A 19,450-nucleotide genomic window follows, 5' to 3' on the forward strand; every position below is an offset into this window, starting at 1 on the left:
ATGCAGGAAGTCAGGGTCAGGGGAATTGCCAGAGTGAGATAGAAAGCGCGCATAGGTCCAAGTGGTTCGGCGTCTTAAATATTTTATAAAACTTAACCATTGTCGAGTCTATTCTTGCCTTTTGAGCCCAGTTCTCGCCTCGAAAGCCCGAAAATACGAGGAATTTCTGGCTATGAAACTTTAAAAAGTTTTGTTCCAACCACGGAGATTAGCCGAACAAATCCATCTGGGGATTGTTGGCTTGGGGCATGTTGTCGTGGGTGTCCCGCGTGTTCTTGGGCTTGGGATTGGCCTTCTTCTTCGCATCGGGCTTGTGAGAATTCATTTCCAAATGGCTGAGAATCTCGGTTGCGCGGGAGATGATGGCTTGGGGAAGTCCGGCGAGGCGGGCGACCTGAATCCCGTAACTTTTGTCGGCGGGGCCGGGTTGAATCTTGCGGAGAAAGATGATGTCTTCGTTCCACTCGCGGACGGCGACATTGTGGTTCTCGATGCCCTCCCGGGTGGCGGCGAGGTCACAGAGCTCGTGGTAATGGGTCGCGAAGAGGGCTCGGCATTGGGTCTTGTCGTGGAGATGTTCTGCGACGGCCCAGGCGATGGAAAGACCGTCGAAGGTGGCGGTGCCGCGGCCAATCTCGTCGAGGATGACCAACGAGTCGGCGGTGGCATTGTTGACGATGAGGGCGGTCTCGTTCATCTCCACCATGAAGGTCGACTGGCCTTGCGAGAGGTCGTCGGAGGCTCCAACCCGGCAAAAGATTTTGTCGACGAGGCCGATGGTGGCCTTTTCCGCCGGGACGTAGGCTCCCATTTGTGCCATCAGGGTGATGAGAGCAACTTGTCGGATGTAGGTCGACTTCCCGGCCATGTTAGGGCCTGTTAAAATGTGCAGGCGGCCGCTCTCGGGGTCCATGCCGGTGTCGTTGGGCACGAACTTTTCCTCCACGAGGGTTTGTTCGAGCACGGGGTGACGGGCATTGGTGAGGTGGAGGGAGCGGTCGGTGGTGAGCTTGGGTCGACTGTGTTGATACCGTTGGGCTGTCTCGGCAAAGGAGAGAAGCACGTCGAGGGTGGCGAGAGCATCGGCTGTCTTTTGCAAAGGGGCGAGATGCTCGCAGACCTGCTGGCGCAGGTGGACGAAGAGGTCGTATTCCAGCGCTTTGGCCCGCTCGTCGGAGCCGAGGATTTTCTGCTCCATCTCCTTCAACGCGGGGGTCACATAGCGCTCGGCGTTGGCCATGGTCTGCTTGCGCTGATAGTCGTCGGGCACCAGTGAGACCTTGGACTTGGTGACTTCCAAAAAGTAGCCAAAGACGTTGTTGAACTTGATCTTGAGGGTCTCGATACCAGTTCGCTGGCGTTCACTTTCCTGCAGTTCAGCGAGCCAGTTCTTCCCCTCGCGCGAGGCGGAGCGAAGTTCGTCCAATTCCGCCGAGTAGCCGTCCCGGATGAGGTTTCCGTCTTTGGGTGAAGCGGGTGGTTCGTCGTGAAGGGCCTCGCCGAACAGTTCGGTCAGGGTGGGGAATTCCTCGATTTGGGAAAGAAGAAGGCTGGAGAGGGTGCCGGTGTTGGGGAGGGCTGCCAAGTCCTCGCGCAGGGCCGGGATGCGGTCGAGGGAATTGTGGAGGGTCTTGAGATCGCGGGGATTGCCGCTTCCTTGGGAGAGCCGGCCGGTGGTGCGCTCGATGTCGCGAATCTCTTTGAGGGATTCGCGCAGTTTCGAGAGGAGGTAGGGCTCGGCCAGCAGCTGCTCCACGGTGTCGAGGCGGGCATTCAGGGTCTCGAGGTCCCGCAGGGGGTGGAGGACCCAGTCGCGGAGCTTGCGGGCGCCCATCGGGGTGGCGGTGCGGTCGAGGGTGGCGAGCAAAGTGTGCTGGGTGCCGGAGCGGGATTGCACCAGATCGAGGTTGAGCTGGGAGGCGGTATCGATGAGAACGTGCGCGGAATGGTCATGCACGGTGAGGGTGGACAGGTGATCGCAATTGCGACGCAGCTGATGGACGAGGTAGTGGAGGGCGGCTCCACCCGCGCAGATTGCAGAGGTCATCTCCGCGCAGCCAAAGCCACGGAGGGATTTGACCTTGAAGTGGTCCTGCAGAGTGTGGGTCGCGGTCTCGGCGAGAAAGGCGTAGGCGTCGTAGGGAAAGGCGCCAGGTAGTCCGCCGAGCTGCTGAAGTTGGTCGTCGGCAATGAGTAGCTCGGACGGTGCGAGGCGGTGAATCTCGTCGCGCAGGAGGTCGAGATCGGTGAATTCCGCAAGGGAGAATTCACCAGTGGAGTGGTCGGCGCAGGCGAGTCCGTAGCGCAGCTTTTTGCCGGAGCCCAGCAGGCAGGCGGCGGCGAGGTAGTTGTGGCGGGTGTCGTCGAGGAGGGTGAGGTCGTCGATGGTGGAGGCGGAGATGATTTGGGCAATTTCCCGCTCCACGATTTGCCCCGGTTTGGGTTCGGAGGTTTGTTCGGCCAAGGCGACGCGCTTGCCGGCCTTGACCAGCTTGGCGATGTATCCGGTGGCGGCGTGGTGGGGCACTCCGGCCATGGGGACGTCGTGGCGCTTGGTCAGGGCGACGTTGAGGATGGGTGCCGCGATTTTGGCGTCCTCAAAGAACATTTCATAGAAGTCCCCCAGCCGATAGAGCAGCAGAATATCGTCCGGAAGGGAGCGACGGATGGCCTGATACTGGGCCATCATGGGAGTAAGCTTTTTCGTGGCGGACATGCTGCGCCGACAGTTTGAACAGAAGGCCGCCCGGGAGCAAAGCCGGAATCAGTCCGATTGGGGCAGCCTTGGGCCGCTTACTCGGGCCGGTAGCGGGAAAGAGCGGTCAAGACGTAACCCGTGCCGTAGGGCTTGTGGTAGTTGTAGAGCGGGTAGTCCCACCATGAACCATCCTTTTCCTGCTTTTCCAGCAGGAGTTTGGCCAAAGGCTCGCGCAGTTTGGAGCGGTCTTTCTCCGGAAGGATGGAGAATGCTTCGGACGCGTAGTAGTGTCCGTAGAAGTAGAAATAACCCGAGATCTGAAAATGGGTCTCATGGGGCACGGGGCGCTTTCGGCCAATGGAGAGAAAGCCATCCCGCTTGGTGAGGCGGTCGAGCCAGGCGACAACCCGCTCGTCGGTGATGTCTTCGTCGTCAAAGGCACGGAGGGCGACATTGCAGGCTTGGGAGCGTGCCAGGGAACCCGCCGGGCGGTTGATTCCGCGGCGAGGAGCCATCTGGTGTGGGAGGGAGTAGGCGAAGGAGCCGTCGGGGATCTCCTGCTGGCGAAGGCAGCGCAGTGCCCGTTGGACCACCCGCTCGTTGAGCTGAATGCCGAAGGTGTCGCGCGCATCGCGCAGGGCGAGGAGAACTGTGGCGGTGGTGAAAGAGGTAGGCGAGCCCGAGGGCTTTTGGGTGTGGGCCACGAAGTCGTAGTAGCCCCAACCGCCGTTGAGGTATTCGTAGCGATAGAGCATCTCCACCTGTTGCTCGGCCAAGCGCGCGATGGAGGCCTGTTTGGAGGCGTTGCCGGCGTGATAGCGATTGAGCTCGGCGAGGGCGCGGATGCCGTAGGCGTGACCCCAGTTGTTGTAAATGGTCAGCTGCTCGGCACGGCGGAGGCGGGGCAGTTGGTCGAAGAGCCAGGCCTCGCCCTTTTCGATCGCGGCGACGGTCGCGGGTCGGCGGTCACCGGATTTGAGCAAACCTTCCAAGGCCAGAGCACTGGCCCCGGTGCGGAAGGCGTGGTGCGCGCCCGGAATGGGCGCATTGATATTGAGTCCCTTGGTGAGGGTGGCGCTTCCCCAGGAGCCGCTGGGGTTTTGGCTTGCTATGAGAAAGTCGACCCCGCGCTGGATGGCGGTGTCGATCTCCTTGGTAAGGACCGCAGGGTCATTGGCTGCCGCAGCAGGGGCGGCAGCAGCGGCTTCCGTCTGGGTCTCGACCGCTGGAGTAGCCCCTTCAGGTTTGACTTCCACGACCGGCGCAGCGGTTTGAGCCAAGGCGGAAAGAGGCCAGGAAAGGACGAGAGCTAGAGTGGAAGCGCGCATGATCTAGGGCAGGATAACTTGACCTTCTTCCAGTCCGGAAAGGACTTCCACGACTTTTCCGTCTTTTTTGCCAAGCTCGATGGTGCGCTCTTCGGGCTCCCCTTCGGAAAGTTTGACCAAGACATAGGAAGTGCCATCCTCGCGTTCCTTCAGGACTTCGCTTGGGATGGTGATGGCCTTCTCGGCGCTGTAGAATTCCAGTTCGCTCTTCTCGGTCTGACCCGGGAACTGGAAAGGCTCGGCGGGAGCGGGAGCGAGGGTGACGAGATGCTTGCCGCTCAAGTTGGGATAGCTGGAGATGGTGACTTGAGGTGCTTTCTCACCTGCTTCGGCGATCGACTTGGTGAGTTCTTCCGCCTTTTCGCTACTAACAAGAGCTTGCACCGAGAGCGGGGAGTCTTTGGCGACCAAGGTGAGGACGGTGCTTTCGGTGGGGACGCTGCCTCCTTTTTTCAGGAACTCAGCGGTTTTGCCCTTGTTCCAAACTCCGTCTTTGAACTCGCCATAGACCAGAGTGCCGTCGAATTCGGCGACGATGTCGAAGAGTTTGCGATCGGCTTGAGTTTCCTCCAGAGCCTTGCGGGCCTTGGCGAGGGCTCGTTCCTGTTTGGCCACTTCCAGCTTCTTCAGTTCGTAGCTGCGATCGAGGTTGAGCTTGGCAGTCGCGTAGGCGATGCGCGCGTTTTCTACCTTTTCCTGATAACCGATGAGCTCGCGGGGGAGAGTGACTTCCAGACTGCGGGCGGCATTGCGCTTGCGTTCGGCGAGGTTGAACTCGGCGTTGCGCACGCTGGCCTTTTGGCGGACGAGGATGATTTCTTCGGTCTCTTCGGTGATGTCGTCCTCTTCATACATCTTCAGGAGCTGGGTCAGTTCTTCCTTTTGATACTTCAGGTAGTCTTCGGACTGGGTGACGGAATGCGCGATGTCGTCCTTGCGGGCGGGCAGTCCGGTGGACTCGTAGTAGGCGAGGTCGGCCTCCGCATTCTCCATCTTGCGCTTCGAGGAGGCGAGGGCGAGAGCGTTCTTTTGCTGCAGCTCGGTCAGTTCGCGATTGGCGACGGCGAGCTTCAGTTCCTGGCTTTTGACCTCAGCTTCCTGCTCGACCAGATTGTCGTCGATGGGCTGGGTCTTGAGGACGATGAGGGGCTCTCCCGCCTTGATCTCGGTGCCGTGGGCGGGGACTGATTCGATGGGAAAGGTCTTCCAGCGCTCGGGAGAAAGTAAAACAGTTTGGGTCTTGGTTGGAACCAGAACGCCACTGAGCTCGGTTTTGATGGAAAACGGAGCGGCTTTGACAGTGTGTGGAGCGGGTTCTTCGGCCGTGGCGACCAGTGAGATTGCGAGTGTGAACGCAGCTAGAAGCTTTTTCATAAAGAGTATTGCGACTCTCTAGCAGAATCGGATGAAAAGGCGAGAGCAAAGCCATTCCGACCCAATATTAATGATGGGGGCCGAGATGGCAGCGCATGCCAGTCAAGTACTCGTCTGCATAGCTGAGAGGCCGAAAGGCGTAATAGAGGGCCGGCTTCTCGTTGGGAAAAATGACGTATTGGTGTCCGTCGGTATGGGTGCTGACGAAGAGAAAGCGCAGCATCAAATACGCGCCCAGATAGATGAAAAGAACCCCGCTGGGGAGGGCGAGGATGTGTTTGAAGAGGCGGGTGGGGACGAAAAGCATGGGGGGACTAAAGGCTGTCGAGAGTATCCTTGAGGATGCTCAAGGCCTCGGCAACCTCGGCTTCGGTCACATTGAGGGCGGGCAGGAAGCGGATGGTGTCGGGGCCGGCGGGGGGGACCAGGAGCTTGTTCGTGAGCAGCTCGCCGCAGAGATGAGCGGCAATGGTTTTGCCTTCCGGGGCTTTGACGACCTCGGGATTGAGTGCGATGCCCAGCATGAGGCCTTTGCCGCGTACGGCGGTGATGGCGGAGTGCTTCCAAGAAGCAATGGTCTCCCGAATCTGGGCCTCCCGCGCCATCGCATTGGCTGGCAGTTCGGCGTCTGCGATCTCGTTGAGCACCGCGAGGGAGGTCTCGGCCGCGAGTGGATTGCCACCATAGGTCGAGCCGTGGGAGCCCGGCCCAAGGAGGGAGGAAAGGGCGGTTCCGTCGTCGCTTGCGGGGCGGTCATTGACCCAAAAGGCTCCGATCGGGATGCCGCCGCCCATTCCCTTGGCCCACGAAATGGCATCGGGTTGCAGGTCGGGGGCTCCGAGAGCGCGCCATCCCATCATCTCGCCCAAGCGGCCAAATCCGCATTGGACTTCATCGAGCATGAGCAGGAGGTTGTGCTCCTTGCAGAGCTTGGCCAGGCCTTCCAGGAATTCGGGAGTGGCAGTGTTCACCCCTCCTTCGCCCTGAATGGGTTCTAGGAGAATCGCGCAGGTCTCGGGAGTAATGGCTTCGGAAAGAGCATTGAGTTGATTGAAGGGGACATGACGAAAGCCCGGAAGTAGGGGATCGAAGCCGTCTTTAATCTTCTGTTGTCCGGTGGCGGCGATGCCACCCAGGGTCCGGCCGTGGAAGGACTTGTTGAAGGTGATGATCTCGTGCCGTGCCTCGGCTGTCTCCGGATTGGGACAATGGCGACCGAAGCGCCGCGCCAGTTTGATGAGCCCGTCGTTGGCTTCCGCGCCAGAGTTGGCGAAGAAGGTCTTTCCCGGAATTTCAACCAGATCGGTGATCAGTTGAGCGAGGTGCGCGGCGGGCTCGGTGAAGTAGAGATTGGAAACGTGGATGAGGGTGCGCGCCTGTTTCTCAATCGCCGCCACCATGGAGGGATGGCAATGGCCCAGTGAGCAGACGGCGATACCGGCGCAAAAGTCGAGGTAGCTATTCCCCTGGTTATCCCAGACTCGGGAGCCCTCGCCCTTCACCAAAGTCAGAGGAAAGCGGGCATAAGTCGCCAGAATAGGCGCGGTAGTGGGGTCGAAGCTCGTGGACACGCGAGAGATGAACCCTTTTTGCGGCGCTTTTTCAAATCGGAAAAGTGAGAGAATCCGATGTCCATTTGCCAATTTGGGACATTGAAATTCTTCAACCCCAGATCAGACTCAAAGCGATGCGCAATCTAGTTCTTCTTTCCCTTGCCATGTCCTCGTTCGCCTTTGCGGACCATGGGGGCACTTCTTCCTTTGAGAAAAAAAACCAAAACTATCGTCGCTCCATTGGGACTGCTTCCCAAGAGAGGCTGCAGGCTCGCTGGTTTCAGGACGGAGAGGAGTGGCTGTGTGTCACTGGTGAAGGGGACGATGCCTTAGCTGTTTCGGCCAAAGATGGGGAAAGGCGCGAGATGCCGACCGGGGAATTACGGGAATCCCGGAACCTTCGAGGTGGTCGGAATGGGCGGGGCGGCCGTGGCGAGCGACGCAGACAACAACCGGGCAAAGCTCCCGCGATCAGTTTTCCCAGCCCCCGTCAGATTGCCGCCCTGGAGTGGCAGGCGGAGGCGAAAGAAGGTTGGATCTGGGGTGAGCGTGTGGAGTGGACGGCCAGCCGCGAGTATTTTTTCGTAATGGAGATTCGTGACGTGAAGGAGCGCCAGGTTCACTACACCCGCTCGTCACCCAAGGACCAATTGCAACCCAAGTATTTCGTAAACAACTACCCCAAGCCCGGGGACGAGTTGCGGACCCAGGTCCCGGTCATTTTTTCCGTGGAAGGGAAGCGCGTCGATGTCGATCCCGGTCTCATCAAGGACGCCTACTCCATTAGTCGGGTTGAGTGGCAGGACGACGAGCGCATCTGGTTCGAGTTCATTGAGCGTGGCTTCGACAAGTACCGGTTGCTGGAGCTCAACGCGGCAACAGGAGAGACCCGGGTGGTGGCTGCCGAGGAAGATGAAAAGTTCATTCATATTTTTGAAAAGTGCGGATGGTGGAAGCTGGGGGAGGGGAAATTGCTTTGGAGGTCGGAGGCTGATGGCTGGAGCCATCTCTACTCAATCAACGAACAATCCGGTGAACGTAAGCAGTTGACCTCGGGGCAGTGGGTTGTGCGGGGCGTGGAGAGTGTCCGCGGTGGGAAGGTTCTTTTTCGCTTGAGCGGATTCTATCCCGAACAGGACCCCTATTATAATCATTACGCCCGGCTTGATGTCGCGAGCGGAGAAATGACGTTGCTGACCCATGGTGATGGCACTCACGAACTGCAGTTCTCGCCCGATGGCAGCTACTATGTGGATCGTTATTCGCGGGTGGATATGCCGCCGGTGCATGAGTTGCGGAGGGCGAGTGACGGGTCGCTCATCACCGTGCTGGCAGAGGGTTCAGCCGAGGAGATGTTGAGCAAAGGTTTTCTTCTGCCGGAGCGCTTCGTCACCACCGATCGCGAGGGGCGCTATCCCATCTACGGAGTGATCTGGAAACCCCGCGACTTTGACCCCAGTAAAAAGTATGCGGTGGTCGAGAACATCTACGCCGGGCCACACGGCTCCTTTGTCCCGAAGAAATGGAGCAGCTGGTATGGTCACCGAAGCGAAATGATGGGAGCGGGTTTTGTGGTGGTGCAAATTGATGGGCGCGGTACCAATTTCCGGGGAAAAGAGTTTCAACAATTTGCCTACAAGAATCTCAAGGACTCCGGCTTCCCGGACCGGATCAAGTGGATGAGAGAGGCGGCCAAAGAGAGACCTTGGATGGACCTTTCCCGTGTCGGCATCTACGGGGGATCAGCGGGAGGACAGAGCACCGTGGCCGGTCTCCTATGGCACGGTGATTTCTATTCGGCCGGCGTCGCGGACTGCGGTTGCCATGACAATCGGATGGATAAGATCTGGTGGAACGAGCAGTGGATGGGCTGGCCGATCGATGAAAGCTATGCTGCCAATTCCAATACCGAACATGTCGAAAGGTTGAAAGGCCACCTGTTTCTAACAGTCGGAGAAGTCGACACGAATGTCGATCCCAGCTCCACCATGCAAGTCGTCGACGCGCTGATTCGCGCAGACAAGGACTTCGAGTTTCTTTCCGTCCCTAACGGAGGGCATGGCATTGGCGAGAGTCCCTATCTGCGGCGCAAGCGGGTCGAGTTTTTCGAGCGCCACTTGGGCGGACCTATTCCGATGCCTCAGTAGTGGTCGTTGTGGTCGCGCCGCCCGAGGCATTGCGCGGGCGGATATTGATCACATGCGCATCCCAATTGTCATTGGCCTTGGCTTGCGAAAGGACGTACTTGAGCGCGACCGAGGCGGGAATGTTGCGGAGGCGGATGTTGACCTTGTTCTTGGCGATGTTTCCCGAAGGGTCGTCGACCACGAAGTTGGGGACGAAGGTGTCGTCACTGGCCTTCTCAATCATCGCGCCCAAGGCCTCAAGACTCTCCTCCAGGGTCAAATCTTCGAAGGTGACATTGGGGAGGGTGATGGATGCCAGCTTGGCCTTCCGAACCCGGATGCGGGCCTCGGCGGTGAGGGTCTTCATCGAGAGCAGGCGATACTTGGCATTCCCATGATTCGGATCCAACTTGAGGGTGGCGGCATAATAGGTTTTGGCCTTCTCGACGTTGCCGGCTTTGAGCTCTTTCTCTGCCGCTTTATAATAGTCGGCAGCAGTGGCTTCGGCGAAAAGGGGGCTCGTCAGGCCCAGGATGAGGACGGGTATTAGGTATTTCATTTGTTCTTGGTGTTAGCGCTTGGAGTGATCGATCCGTGCAAGATCAACCACCTATCACGCTATCTTAGCCAAGAGGATGCGTCAAGGAAGCGGGAGAGGTTTTCCCTGCAACTACAAAGACTTTACGGGGGTGATGACTGTAGTGGCGATCCAAGGTCCGGACTTGGGATTGAGAGTGGCGTGCCAGAACCAAGGGGAGGGTGAGTTCCAATTGCGGGAGCCGTCCGTGATCTGTTCGCGCACATGCAGAATCTGGTCGTTCTTTTTTGCGTAGTAGGTGAGCCAGTTTTCAAGGTCGATTTTTCTACTAGAAATCTCGTAGCCGGATGAGCGCAAGCAGGTTTCCGAGGCGTGCAGTCGGCGCGTTCCCCGCGTCGCCCGGCGGAGGATGATCTGCCGTCCGGCGCTGCGGAAGGTGGCGATGTCGCCGGGGAAGTTGGCAGCGAAGCTCTTTTCGAACTCCGTTGGTTCGATGAGGTGTAGGGCCGCTCCCTGGAAGTGACTGGGCCACTCCGCGAGATTGGGCGGGAGATCGTGGTCGCGATGGGAGAAGATGCGGGCACCTTGAATCAGGCCGAGACTGGCCCCGAGTAGGAGGAGTGGAGTATGGTTTTGCATGGTTGGGTGAGTTTGTTGACGAGAGCGAGGAGACCGAGCGCGACGGTCAGATGGAGAACCGCGCCAATGGCTTCGTGGGTCCAGTGGGGGAAGCTGAGGAGGCCGGACTCGGGAAAGAAGAGAGCGACTGCACGGAGAATATTGGCCACGATGCTGAGCAGGGCCGCGAGGGGCAGAAGGAGAAGAAGCTTTCGACCAGAGAGTCGGTTCATCGCCGCCAGGGTGCAGCTGAGGTAGGCGGTGAACCAAAGCATGCGCAGTCCCGAACAAGGAGGATCAACTCCGACTTCTGCCCCTTGGAAAAAGAGGAGGGTTCCTTCCCGCGTGACAGGGAGTTGAAGCAGATTGAGAAGCTCTTCGGCACAAACGGAGACCGCGAGCCGGACGGGCCAGCCCAAATAGAAATCGAGTGAAGCCATCACCGGAAGCGAGAGGAAAAGAAGTCCCATCAAACCCGGATTACGAAAGAGCCCCGCGACCAGAGCCACGGCACACAGTCCGAGCGCGGCGGTGATGAGGTTGGGAAGAAAAAAGGAAGAGGCGACCGTCAGAACGAGGGCGAGCCACGCAAGTTGCTGCGAAAGAGGAACGTCGGGCGGAGTGTTGAGTGGTCGTCTTCCGCGCGTCTTTTTCCGCACGAGCAGGTCCTTTCCCTGCCAGGCCAATATTGCTGCGGTGGCGAGGGCGAGGAGACCCAGTGGCTCGTCGGAACCGTCGAAGGTCCGCTCCACGAACCACTGGGCCTGCGGCCACAGGGCGAGAAAAAAGGCCGCCGCGACTCCTGCTCCTTCCTTGAACGGCGAACTTGTCATTTGAATGCTTCAGGTTGTTCGGCGGTCTAGGACTGGCGACGGCGGGGAAGGAAGATGGTCAAGAGGGTGACGATCAGGAGGGCCACCGGGCCGGGCTCGGGGACGGAGCCATTTTTGGCCAATGGCTGGTGGGTGGTCACTTGGCTCCCGGGCATGGCAGAGGCGGGCACCCCTTTTGGGAGGGCATTGGGTTGCTGGGCCAGCTTGGGATTCAGTTCCGTGGGCCGGCTGACCGTATCCACCGCCACGAAGGAGGACCAAGGGGTCAGGAGCGAATACTTGAGCCCTAGATTGGCCACTTGCGCGATGGTGTCGCGGTCCTCGCTGAGCTTGGCGTAGTCGGCGAGGTGACGCACGCGCCCGCGGGCCCAGAGAGGCCGCAGGGAAGGGTGACTTGTTCCCGTAGCGGTGACGGCTTCCGCAAGGTCGAGGGAGTCGCTCCAGCTTTGTCCCCCTCCTGTTAGGCCGGAGACCGTGATGCTTCCGCTGGGCTCGCCAGTCCACTTGGCGGTGAGTGAGAGAGGACGGTTGGCGAAGAGGTCGCGAATCTGTGTCGGCTCGAGTTCGCTGACCTCGCAATCGTTGGTAGTGACCTTGATGTTGGTGAGAACGGGAGCGGTGATGTATTCCAGAAAACGCTCGCTGACCGGAGCGGCTTCGGAAGGCTTGGTGACGACAAAGGGCTCGCCTTCACCCACCGCAGCCAGTCCTTCGATGAGGTGACGGTTGACGGAGGAACCGATGCCAAAGGCGAACAAATTCGCTCGGCCCAAATTGTCGCGCACGGTCTGGAAGGCATCGGCCTCGAAGTTGATATAACCATCGGTGATGACCACTAGCGAGCGCGAACCGTCACGACCCTGCGGCAGAGCAATGGCTTTTCTTAAAGCCGAAACCAACTCCGTGCCACCCCGTCCGCCTTGGGCATTCAGAAAGGCGATGGCGTCGGCGACGTGTTCTTTCGTTGCCGAAACCGCCTTGGTCGAAAGGATGCGCGAGTCCCCCGCGAAGAGGAGCATGTTGAAGCTGTCCTCCGGCCGCAGGCCCGCACAGAGATTGCGGAAAAGCTCTTTGGTGGTGTCGAGTGGGAATCCGCTCATCGACCCCGAAACGTCAATCACGAAGAGATAGTCGCGCGGCGGAATGTGGTCGGGGGTGACCCGCGCCGGAGGCTGAATCGTGAGCTGGAGAAAGTTCTCGTCCTCACCCTCGTGCAGCAGAAGCCCGCTTTCGATGGCTTGGTCCGCGAGCCGGTAATTGATGATGAGGTCGCGGTCGTTGCCGGGGCCTCGACTGCTTCCTTGCCAAGCGAGATCGGCGCTTTGCTTGGAGGTGTAATTGATGTCGATGTCGTGGCTGGGTGACTCCACCGATTGCAACGGGAGGCCCGAACTGAGAGCGAGGTTCAGCGAGAAGCTCGTCGCCGATTGTTCGCCTTCTGCGAGAAAAGGATTGGCGACCGTCGTCGTCCCGGCAGTGGGGTTGCCGTAGCGGGGGCCGAAGGTGGTGGGGAAGACAAACTGATAGACGTTGTCCTCGGGTTTGAGCAGCTCGGAGTAATGGAGCTTCACCTCGATCTCATCCCCCGGCAAAATCCGAGCCACCGACATTTGGAAGAGGTTGGGCCGGTGCTGCTCTAACAAAGCGGCGGACTTACTTTCGCTTTGGGCCTTGGCAAAGGTTTTCTTAGCTTCTTCTTTTTCCTGGATCTCCGCCACAATGGTGCGATTTCCAATCGTCATCGTCATGCCATGAACCGCCGCCCCCGTGCTGGCGGGAAAGAGGTAAGTCGCGTCGAGCGGCTGACTGCCTTCGTTGGTAAAAGTCTGTGTCAAGGTCACCTGCGCCAAAGGCCCCGCAATCGCGACCTCGGCATGGGTGGACTCCAGCGGAAGAAGGGCCGAACTGCTTTCGTCAGCCGAGTTGTTGACTTGGAAGTAGGGGAGGAGGCTGGTCTCGTCGGCAAAGGCAGAAGAGAAGGCAGCCGAACTGGCAGTGAGGAGGAAGAAAAGAGCTTTCACAGTATCGGTCGTCGTTGAGTGACGGCCGAACCCTGCTCTTCATGGATGAAGCTTTGATGAAGGTTCTGTGAATTTTGCGCGGGTTGAGTGGGGGGCGGTTGTCGGTTGTCTCGTTGAAACGAAAAATTTGTCAGAAGAACTAAACCCGTCCCCTCAAAATAGAAAATCTCCTCCATTCCGTCAGTCCCAACAGGACGAGGGAGCAAAGCCCGTGGTCTCACGGGCTATGTTCTCTCGCCCCTTCGGGGCCGACAGGGCAGGTCGAGTTGTTGGTTCGGGCTTGCAAGGGTTCTAGGGGTATTGCGCCTCAGAATCTCTGGTGGACGGGACGTCCACCGCACGGGCTAGAAGCCGCGCCAGGCGGTGAAGCTGAAGGCGAGGACTAGGACTCCGTAGGCGAGTCCGCCAGCGGCGAGGCCTTTCCAACGACCCTGGGTTTTGGTGGCCCAAGCGACGGCGTCACGGAAGGTGTAGGGCATTCCGATCCAGAACATGCCTTTGGTCAAAAGAGCGTAGGCAAAGATGGAGAGCAGCAGCCGGGAGCCGGGTTCTTTGAGGAAGGCCGCGTCGAGAATCGGTGCGGCAACCATGAGGGCGATAACCCCGAGACCGCGGACAAAGAGAAATTCGCGAACTTGGGTGATGAGGCCAAAGCAGACCAAGGGAACGGCGATTTGCAGGTAGCGCTTGAGGAAATTGAATTCGCCGAGGTCCATGGAAAGTTTGCCGAGCCAGCTGAAGGGACCGCGTAGGTCGGGGGCGACAAGGAGCCAGAACCAAATGAGCCCGATGGCCATGGTGTAGATGCCGGCATTGTGATTGCGGGGGAGTTTTTTGAGGATTCCCTGGGATTGCTCGGGCTTTGCCAGCATCCAAGCGTGCATCGCGACCAGATAGATCCCCACCACGATTCCTACTGAGCTCATGGAGAGAGACTCGTAGGGGTGCATTGCTTCCTTCATCACAGTGGAGATTTGGTAGGGGAGTCCGCGCCACTTGGCAACCCTGCAAACGCAAATTCCCAGCCTCCGCGAAAAACGAATGGCCGGGAATTTTGGAGGGAGGGAAGGGATTCCTGGAGGACTTTTTCCTCAGGAGAGATTAGACAGGGTCGCCTTCAATATTGGGCTCTTCGTCCGGTGAGCCGAGGAAACGATAGACAATTGCGCCGAGGAGGCCGCCTGCGATGGGGGCTATCCAGAACATCCAGAGTTGGCTGAGTGCCGCGCCCCCTGCAAAGACTGCTACGGCGGTGCTACGGGCGGGGTTCACAGAGGTATTGGTGACGGGAATGCTGATGAGGTGGATCAGGGTCAGGCCCAGACCAATGGCAATGGGGGCGAAGCCTTTGGGGGCCCGGCCGTCGGTGGCACCGAGGATGATAATGAGAAAGATTGCAGTCATAACGACCTCAGTGACAAAGCCTGAGAGAAGTCCGTAGCCTTGCGGAGAGTGCTCGCCATAGCCGTTGGAGGCGAAGCCACCCACGCCGTCGAAGTCTTTCTGCCCGCTGACAATGAGGTAAAGGGTTCCGGCGGCGAGAAGGCCTCCTACAACTTGTGCCCCGATGTAGGGTCCAATCTCTTTTGCGGAAAAGCGACCGCCCATCCAGAGCCCGATGGAAACGGCAGGATTGAGGTGACATCCGGAAATATGACCAATGGCGTAGGCCATCGTGAGAACGGTGAGACCGAATGCGGCCGATACACCGGCCCAACCGATGCCGACATCGGCCACTCCGGCAGCCAAAACCGCGCTACCACATCCACCTAAGACCAACCAAAAGGTTCCAACTAGTTCAGCTACATACTTTTTCATCGAGGTGACCCTTTAGAGGCTGCTCGTGAAGCAAAGAGCACAAAAATCACAATGTATTTGCATCGGGCGGCATGAGCCTATGGGCGCTGACGGTGGGCGCGGGGCATAATCTCGTCTATCCCCCAGCATCGTGGTGGTTGCCGGGTCTGCCTAATGGAGATGAATTTTGGCTCTGATCCTGAGCCTGATGTCCAGCTGCAGAGGCCAAGCAGTTGTGAGATGCCCTTCTGAGATTCGAGGGCAAAGAGGGCGTCTTTCTCTTCCGACTTGTAAACCAAATCGATGAGGTGACATTGTTAATACGACGGCCTCGTTTTTTTACCCATGTTTCCTCGAATCCTATTCTTCTTCCTCCTTTTGCTCTCTCCGCTGCGTGGGGAGGTGATTTTGCAGTATTTTGGCACAAGTTGGGGGGAGATTGAGCGGCGGATACCTGAATTGGCCGAGGCGGGTTACACTGCGTTGTGGTTGCCTCCACCATTCAAGGCGGGAGGGGGGAGTTATTCGGTTGGCTTTGATACCCTTGACCGATTCGATCTGGGCGACAAGGATCAGTCGGGAACGCTGCCGACCCGGTATGGTTCGCGGGCGGATCTGGAGCGCCTGATGGTGACGGCCCACCGTTTTGGTTTCCGCGTCTACTTCGACAATGTGATGGCCCATACCGCAGGGCCATTGGATCCGGTTCCTCCGGGGACCCTTTTACCGGGAGTGCCGGGCTTTGTGCCAGAGGATATGCACTTGGGCTGGAATGGGAGCAATTGGCAAAAGTTTGCAGATTACCCTGACTATAACAATGAGTGGGAGGTGCTGAACCGCAATCCATTCGCTTGGGATATCGCGCAGGAAAGCCCCAATACATCCTTCGATGACAATGGCTTGGCGGAGGGTTCGGACTTTCCCAAGTGGGTCGGGATTCGACATCCCGATCGGCCCGAGTACTACCTCGACACGGATCTAACGGTGGCGATCAATGGACAGGGCAATCCTGTTCATCCTTTCGCCAATCAGGAGCCCTTTGATGATGTGGGTGTGGATGGTAGTCCCAATACGGGAGATTCCGGTGAGGGGAATGGCCGTTTCGACTTCACCGACAGCAACGCCAATGGGCAACACGACGCGGGGGAACCGAGTGAGCCTTTCATCGACACGGGAGTTGATGGCAGCAATCCCAATCGGCAAACCACTGCCTGGGGCTATGGGGATGGAATCTACAATATGGGTAATCCTGTTGCGGAGGATGTGAACCTGATGTTGTTTCGAGCGATTCGTTGGTTTGTGCAGGAGATCAAGCCGGATGGCTTTCGGCTCGATGCGGTCAAGCACGTGCCTTCTTACTTTTTTGGCGAACAATCCGGTGCAGATAAAGACCTTTCCAATGCGGGATACAATGGTTCGATTCAGGAGCACTTCAATCTCACCAGAGGTTACTCGGATTGGAACAATCATCGCGATACGGTTTTCAGTCTGAGCGTGGCTCGTGATGATGCCATGCTCTTCGGCGAGCATTTGGGTGAGCCTCCAGCGGCCGATGGCTATCGCGACGCGGGGATGCGAGTGGCGACCGATCAGATGCTCAATAATGTCGCCAACAATATTGGAGGAAACCTCACTGGGTTGGATGCGCCGGGCTATGGCTTTGTCTTTGGAGATCCTGCCACCTCGATGAGTTACGTGATGAGCCATGACAACACCTTCCTCTTTGGGGGAGACCGGGCGGCAGCGCTTCCGTATATGATTTTAAAGGAAGGGCTCCCGATTGTTTACACCGATGGTTATAATGAGTCGGGTGCTCCGGACTATTTCCCCAAGCCTGCCGATATCAACTTTCTGGGTCAATTCAGCGACACGAGTGTGACGGGTGCATTGGCGATTCACAATGACCTAGCGCGTGGGGGGCAGCGGGGTCTGTGGAGTGACAGCGATTTTTTGGCTTTCGAGCGCTTTGACGGGTCGGAGCAAGGTCCAGCGGCAGGCTCTTGGAACGACGCTACTTTGCTTCTGATGATGGCACGTAATTACATCGGGGGCGGACATGGACGGGGGGATGTGGTCACCGGCTTTCCGGCTGGAGCGGCTTTGCGAAATCAGTCGCCGTATGGCGGGGACTTTGTCGCAGTGGTGCAAGGGGATGGCAAGGTGCGGGATACCTCTGGCAATGTGATTTTAGTGCCTTCGGGTGGTTATTTTGCTTTCGGGTGGCGGCGCCCCCAATTGCCTGATGTCTGGAGTGATGGACCCGCCGGGGAGCGACAGCCGATCGAGATCTATCAGAACGGCGAAAGAGCTTCCATGATGACTGTTACCCGTCGGGATGGTGTTGATGGTGATCCGAACTTCAATCCGCTCGGGCTTGCCGGGCAGAGTGACGGAGACTTTTCCTACGAGGTTCAGATACCGCGGGTGACGGGTGGCGCTCCGGTTCGTTTCGTAGCGCGTTCGGATGGTTCGGCGGAGAATATCCTTATGAAGTTGGACGGTGGAGTGGATTTGAATTCGCAGATGGGATTCGGTCCCAGCCTGGGAGCAAAACGGGATTTCCCTCCCGGTATCAACAGCGACCTGCGAGACGATCAGGGGGATGGCGATTTGTCCAACGATCCCATCCGGCAGTCGTCGACCGATACTTACCTCGGCTACGAACAGATGCGATTTGTCGGACGTTATAACGAACGGTTCGCTGCAAGTGACGTCAGTCGCAATGTTGCGGGGTCTCTCGGCGCGGAGACCTGGACCGTTACCATTGGAGAGGCGGGCGTGAGCGTGAATAACGGCAATGGACCGAATTCGGGACAGGAAACAGCGAGTTGGATCTACCACGATCCGGCGGCAGACAATCAATTGGGAAGCGGTGATTTGCAGTTGAGCCCTGCTCCGGAGAATGCGGTGAACTCGCCCATTACGGTTTGGGTCAAGGTGGGCTATGAGAACGAAGTGGATCGTGCTCACCTCTATATTACGATGGACGGTTCGGTGCCCGAAGGTTCAGCTGGTGTTGGAAAAGGAACAACGAAGGTGGTTGCGCTCACGGATACTGCTGACGGGAATCTGGACGGAGGAACGATGCAGACCCGCTGGTGGTCGGGTCAGGTTCCAGCTTTGCCGGAGGGAACCATTTTGACCTATAAAGTCGGAGGACATCGCGATGCGGTCAGCAGCCGGTTTCCTTTTTCGGAAGGGGATCATACGGATATCTCCCGGATGGAAACCGTGTTTGAAGTCGCGGACTTCGAGCCGGAAAATGTCATCTATCATCCCCACAACGATTACGGGAAAATGGCGACAGGCTTGGCGGAAGGCTATCATGTTCTCCGGACGCGTCCCTTTGTCGGTCGCAATGACGGAGCGTCCATTTTTCGCACCAACGTGCAGACCTTCTACTACGATGCGAGTCGGACCGAGGGGCAAATTGCTTTTCCTGAAGAAGGAGATCAGCTTGGAGGATCCAGCTACGAAGTTGTTGTTCTAACAGATGCATCGGTCACTGAAGTCCGCTTTCAGATTCTTGACGATGACGCTGGAAACGATGGGGCCGGAAATGGCTCATGGGCAAACGCGAGTCTGCAAAGGCCCACCGCCTATTTGCGTGACAGTGGGGCGGCGCGGGAGTGGCGGTTCGAATATCAGAATATCCCCACCACAGGGTCTGCCGCGATCCAGGTTCGGTTGATGGAGGACTCGTCTTCATCGGATATGGCTCTCAATGATGAGGAGGGCTGGTTCACGACCTTGACCCGGAACGTGATCGTCGGCAGTGGACGCACCTGGTCCATCAGTCAACCCGCTGAGGGGGAGGTGGTCGATGAGGGCAGTGTGATGCGGGTCGCGGTGTCCAAAGAGCTTGTGGGTGAGCTCAGCGATGAAGAATTTTTGTCCGAGGTGCGGGTTTTGATTGGAAGCACGGTTTCCGCGAGTCCAAGCGGAGCGGTCTTGCAGCCGCTTTCCTCCTATCGATTGATTCGGGATGTCAATGGGGCGGAGCATGCGGTGGAGTTTACTTTTGAAAATCTCTACAATGGAGATTCGGATTTTTTCCATCATGTGCGGGTCTTGCACCGTCGTGCGGAGCAAACTCTAACAGATGTTGTGAGGGTGAAGATGGCACCCGGTGCCCTAGCTGATTCGGACGGAGATGGTCTGCCTGATTTGTGGGAAAGTGAGAATGGGCTTCAGCCTGGCAACCCTTTCGGTGAACATGGGGCCGAGGGGGATTATGATTTTGATGGTCTCAGCAATGAGGAAGAATACATCTACGGACTTAGCCCAACTCTAGCCGATGCGCATTTGGCCCCCACGGTGGCGCTGGTGGCCGATGATTCGAATTGGGATGTGAATTTTCCGGGAATCCCGGGGCGACTGCATACTCTGTTGTGGTCGGAAGATTTGGAAAACTGGAACCCGCTGGTGAGTGATTTGGAAACGGCAGAAGACATCTTTTTCAGTGTGGACGATGACGCGGATGTGCCGCGGCGGTTCTACCGAGTGGAGTATCGGATGAAGTTTTGATTGCGAGAAAGAGCTCGAGGGTGCCTTTTCGTCGAAT

The 19,450-nt window shown here is 58.0% G+C and carries 13 protein-coding genes; 2 read left to right on the forward strand and 11 right to left on the reverse strand.

Features of this window, described 5'->3' with window-relative positions; genetic code table 11:
• Nucleotides 1-208 precede the first annotated feature (208 nt).
• The 5 genes from mutS to IE099_RS02385 all read right to left on the reverse strand — a co-directional run bounded on the left by mutS (nt 209) and on the right by IE099_RS02385 (nt 6,971).
• Entirely contained in the window at nt 209-2,716 is a 2,508-nt protein-coding gene (gene mutS / locus IE099_RS02365; RefSeq protein WP_229809354.1) for a DNA mismatch repair protein MutS, read from the reverse strand.
• A gap of 77 nt (nt 2,717-2,793) precedes the next feature.
• Nucleotides 2,794-4,026 (reverse strand): prenyltransferase/squalene oxidase repeat-containing protein, encoded by a 1,233-nt coding sequence (locus tag IE099_RS02370; RefSeq protein ID WP_189567023.1) that lies wholly within the window; start codon nt 4,024-4,026, stop codon nt 2,794-2,796.
• Between the two features lie 3 nt (nt 4,027-4,029).
• A complete protein-coding gene (locus tag IE099_RS02375; RefSeq protein WP_189567024.1) occupies nt 4,030-5,400 on the reverse strand; it encodes a permuted SH3 domain-containing protein in 1,371 nt (456 codons plus the stop codon).
• A gap of 67 nt (nt 5,401-5,467) precedes the next feature.
• On the reverse strand, nt 5,468-5,707 hold the full coding sequence (locus IE099_RS02380) for a hypothetical protein (RefSeq protein ID WP_189567025.1): 240 nt from the start codon (nt 5,705-5,707) through the stop codon (nt 5,468-5,470).
• A gap of 7 nt (nt 5,708-5,714) precedes the next feature.
• Nucleotides 5,715-6,971, reverse strand: a complete 1,257-nt coding sequence (locus IE099_RS02385; protein WP_229809355.1) for an aspartate aminotransferase family protein — start codon at nt 6,969-6,971, stop codon at nt 5,715-5,717.
• Nucleotides 6,972-7,087: 116 nt separating this feature from the next.
• On the opposite strand from IE099_RS02385, the gene IE099_RS02390 reads away from it, so the two are divergent.
• Nucleotides 7,088-9,100 carry a S9 family peptidase gene (locus IE099_RS02390; protein ID WP_189567027.1) on the forward strand — a complete coding sequence of 671 codons (2,013 nt, stop codon included), beginning with the start codon at nt 7,088-7,090 and terminating at the stop codon, nt 9,098-9,100.
• Here the strand turns inward: IE099_RS02390 and IE099_RS02395 are convergent.
• The 6 genes from IE099_RS02395 to aqpZ form a co-directional block, all read right to left on the reverse strand.
• Nucleotides 9,081-9,638, reverse strand: a complete 558-nt coding sequence (locus IE099_RS02395) for a hypothetical protein (RefSeq protein WP_189567028.1) — start codon at nt 9,636-9,638, stop codon at nt 9,081-9,083. The genes IE099_RS02390 and IE099_RS02395 overlap by 20 nt on opposite strands.
• 111 nt (nt 9,639-9,749) lie before the next feature.
• Entirely contained in the window at nt 9,750-10,256 is a 507-nt protein-coding gene (locus IE099_RS02400) for a hypothetical protein (protein ID WP_189567029.1), read from the reverse strand.
• On the reverse strand, nt 10,208-11,068 hold the full coding sequence (locus IE099_RS02405) for an exosortase/archaeosortase family protein (RefSeq protein WP_189567030.1): 861 nt from the start codon (nt 11,066-11,068) through the stop codon (nt 10,208-10,210). Before IE099_RS02405 ends, IE099_RS02400 begins: the two co-directional genes overlap by 49 nt.
• A 26-nt stretch (nt 11,069-11,094) precedes the next feature.
• The gene (locus tag IE099_RS02410; RefSeq protein ID WP_189567031.1) at nt 11,095-13,089 is read right to left on the reverse strand and encodes a VIT and vWA domain-containing protein; all 1,995 of its coding nucleotides are present in this window, start codon (nt 13,087-13,089) and stop codon (nt 11,095-11,097) included.
• Nucleotides 13,090-13,433: 344 nt separating this feature from the next.
• A complete protein-coding gene (locus IE099_RS02415) occupies nt 13,434-14,051 on the reverse strand; it encodes a hypothetical protein (RefSeq protein WP_189567032.1) in 618 nt (205 codons plus the stop codon).
• A gap of 139 nt (nt 14,052-14,190) precedes the next feature.
• Nucleotides 14,191-14,907, reverse strand: coding sequence for an aquaporin Z (gene aqpZ / locus IE099_RS02420; RefSeq protein ID WP_189567033.1), 717 nt, complete (start codon nt 14,905-14,907; stop codon nt 14,191-14,193).
• A gap of 324 nt (nt 14,908-15,231) precedes the next feature.
• Between aqpZ and IE099_RS02425 the strand changes: the two genes are divergently transcribed.
• A complete protein-coding gene (locus IE099_RS02425) occupies nt 15,232-19,413 on the forward strand; it encodes an alpha-amylase family protein (protein ID WP_189567034.1) in 4,182 nt (1,393 codons plus the stop codon).
• The last annotated feature ends 37 nt before the right edge of the window (nt 19,414-19,450 follow it).

Source organism: Roseibacillus persicicus (assembly GCF_014651675.1).
GTDB classification, from domain to species: Bacteria; Verrucomicrobiota; Verrucomicrobiia; order Verrucomicrobiales; family Akkermansiaceae; genus Roseibacillus; species Roseibacillus persicicus.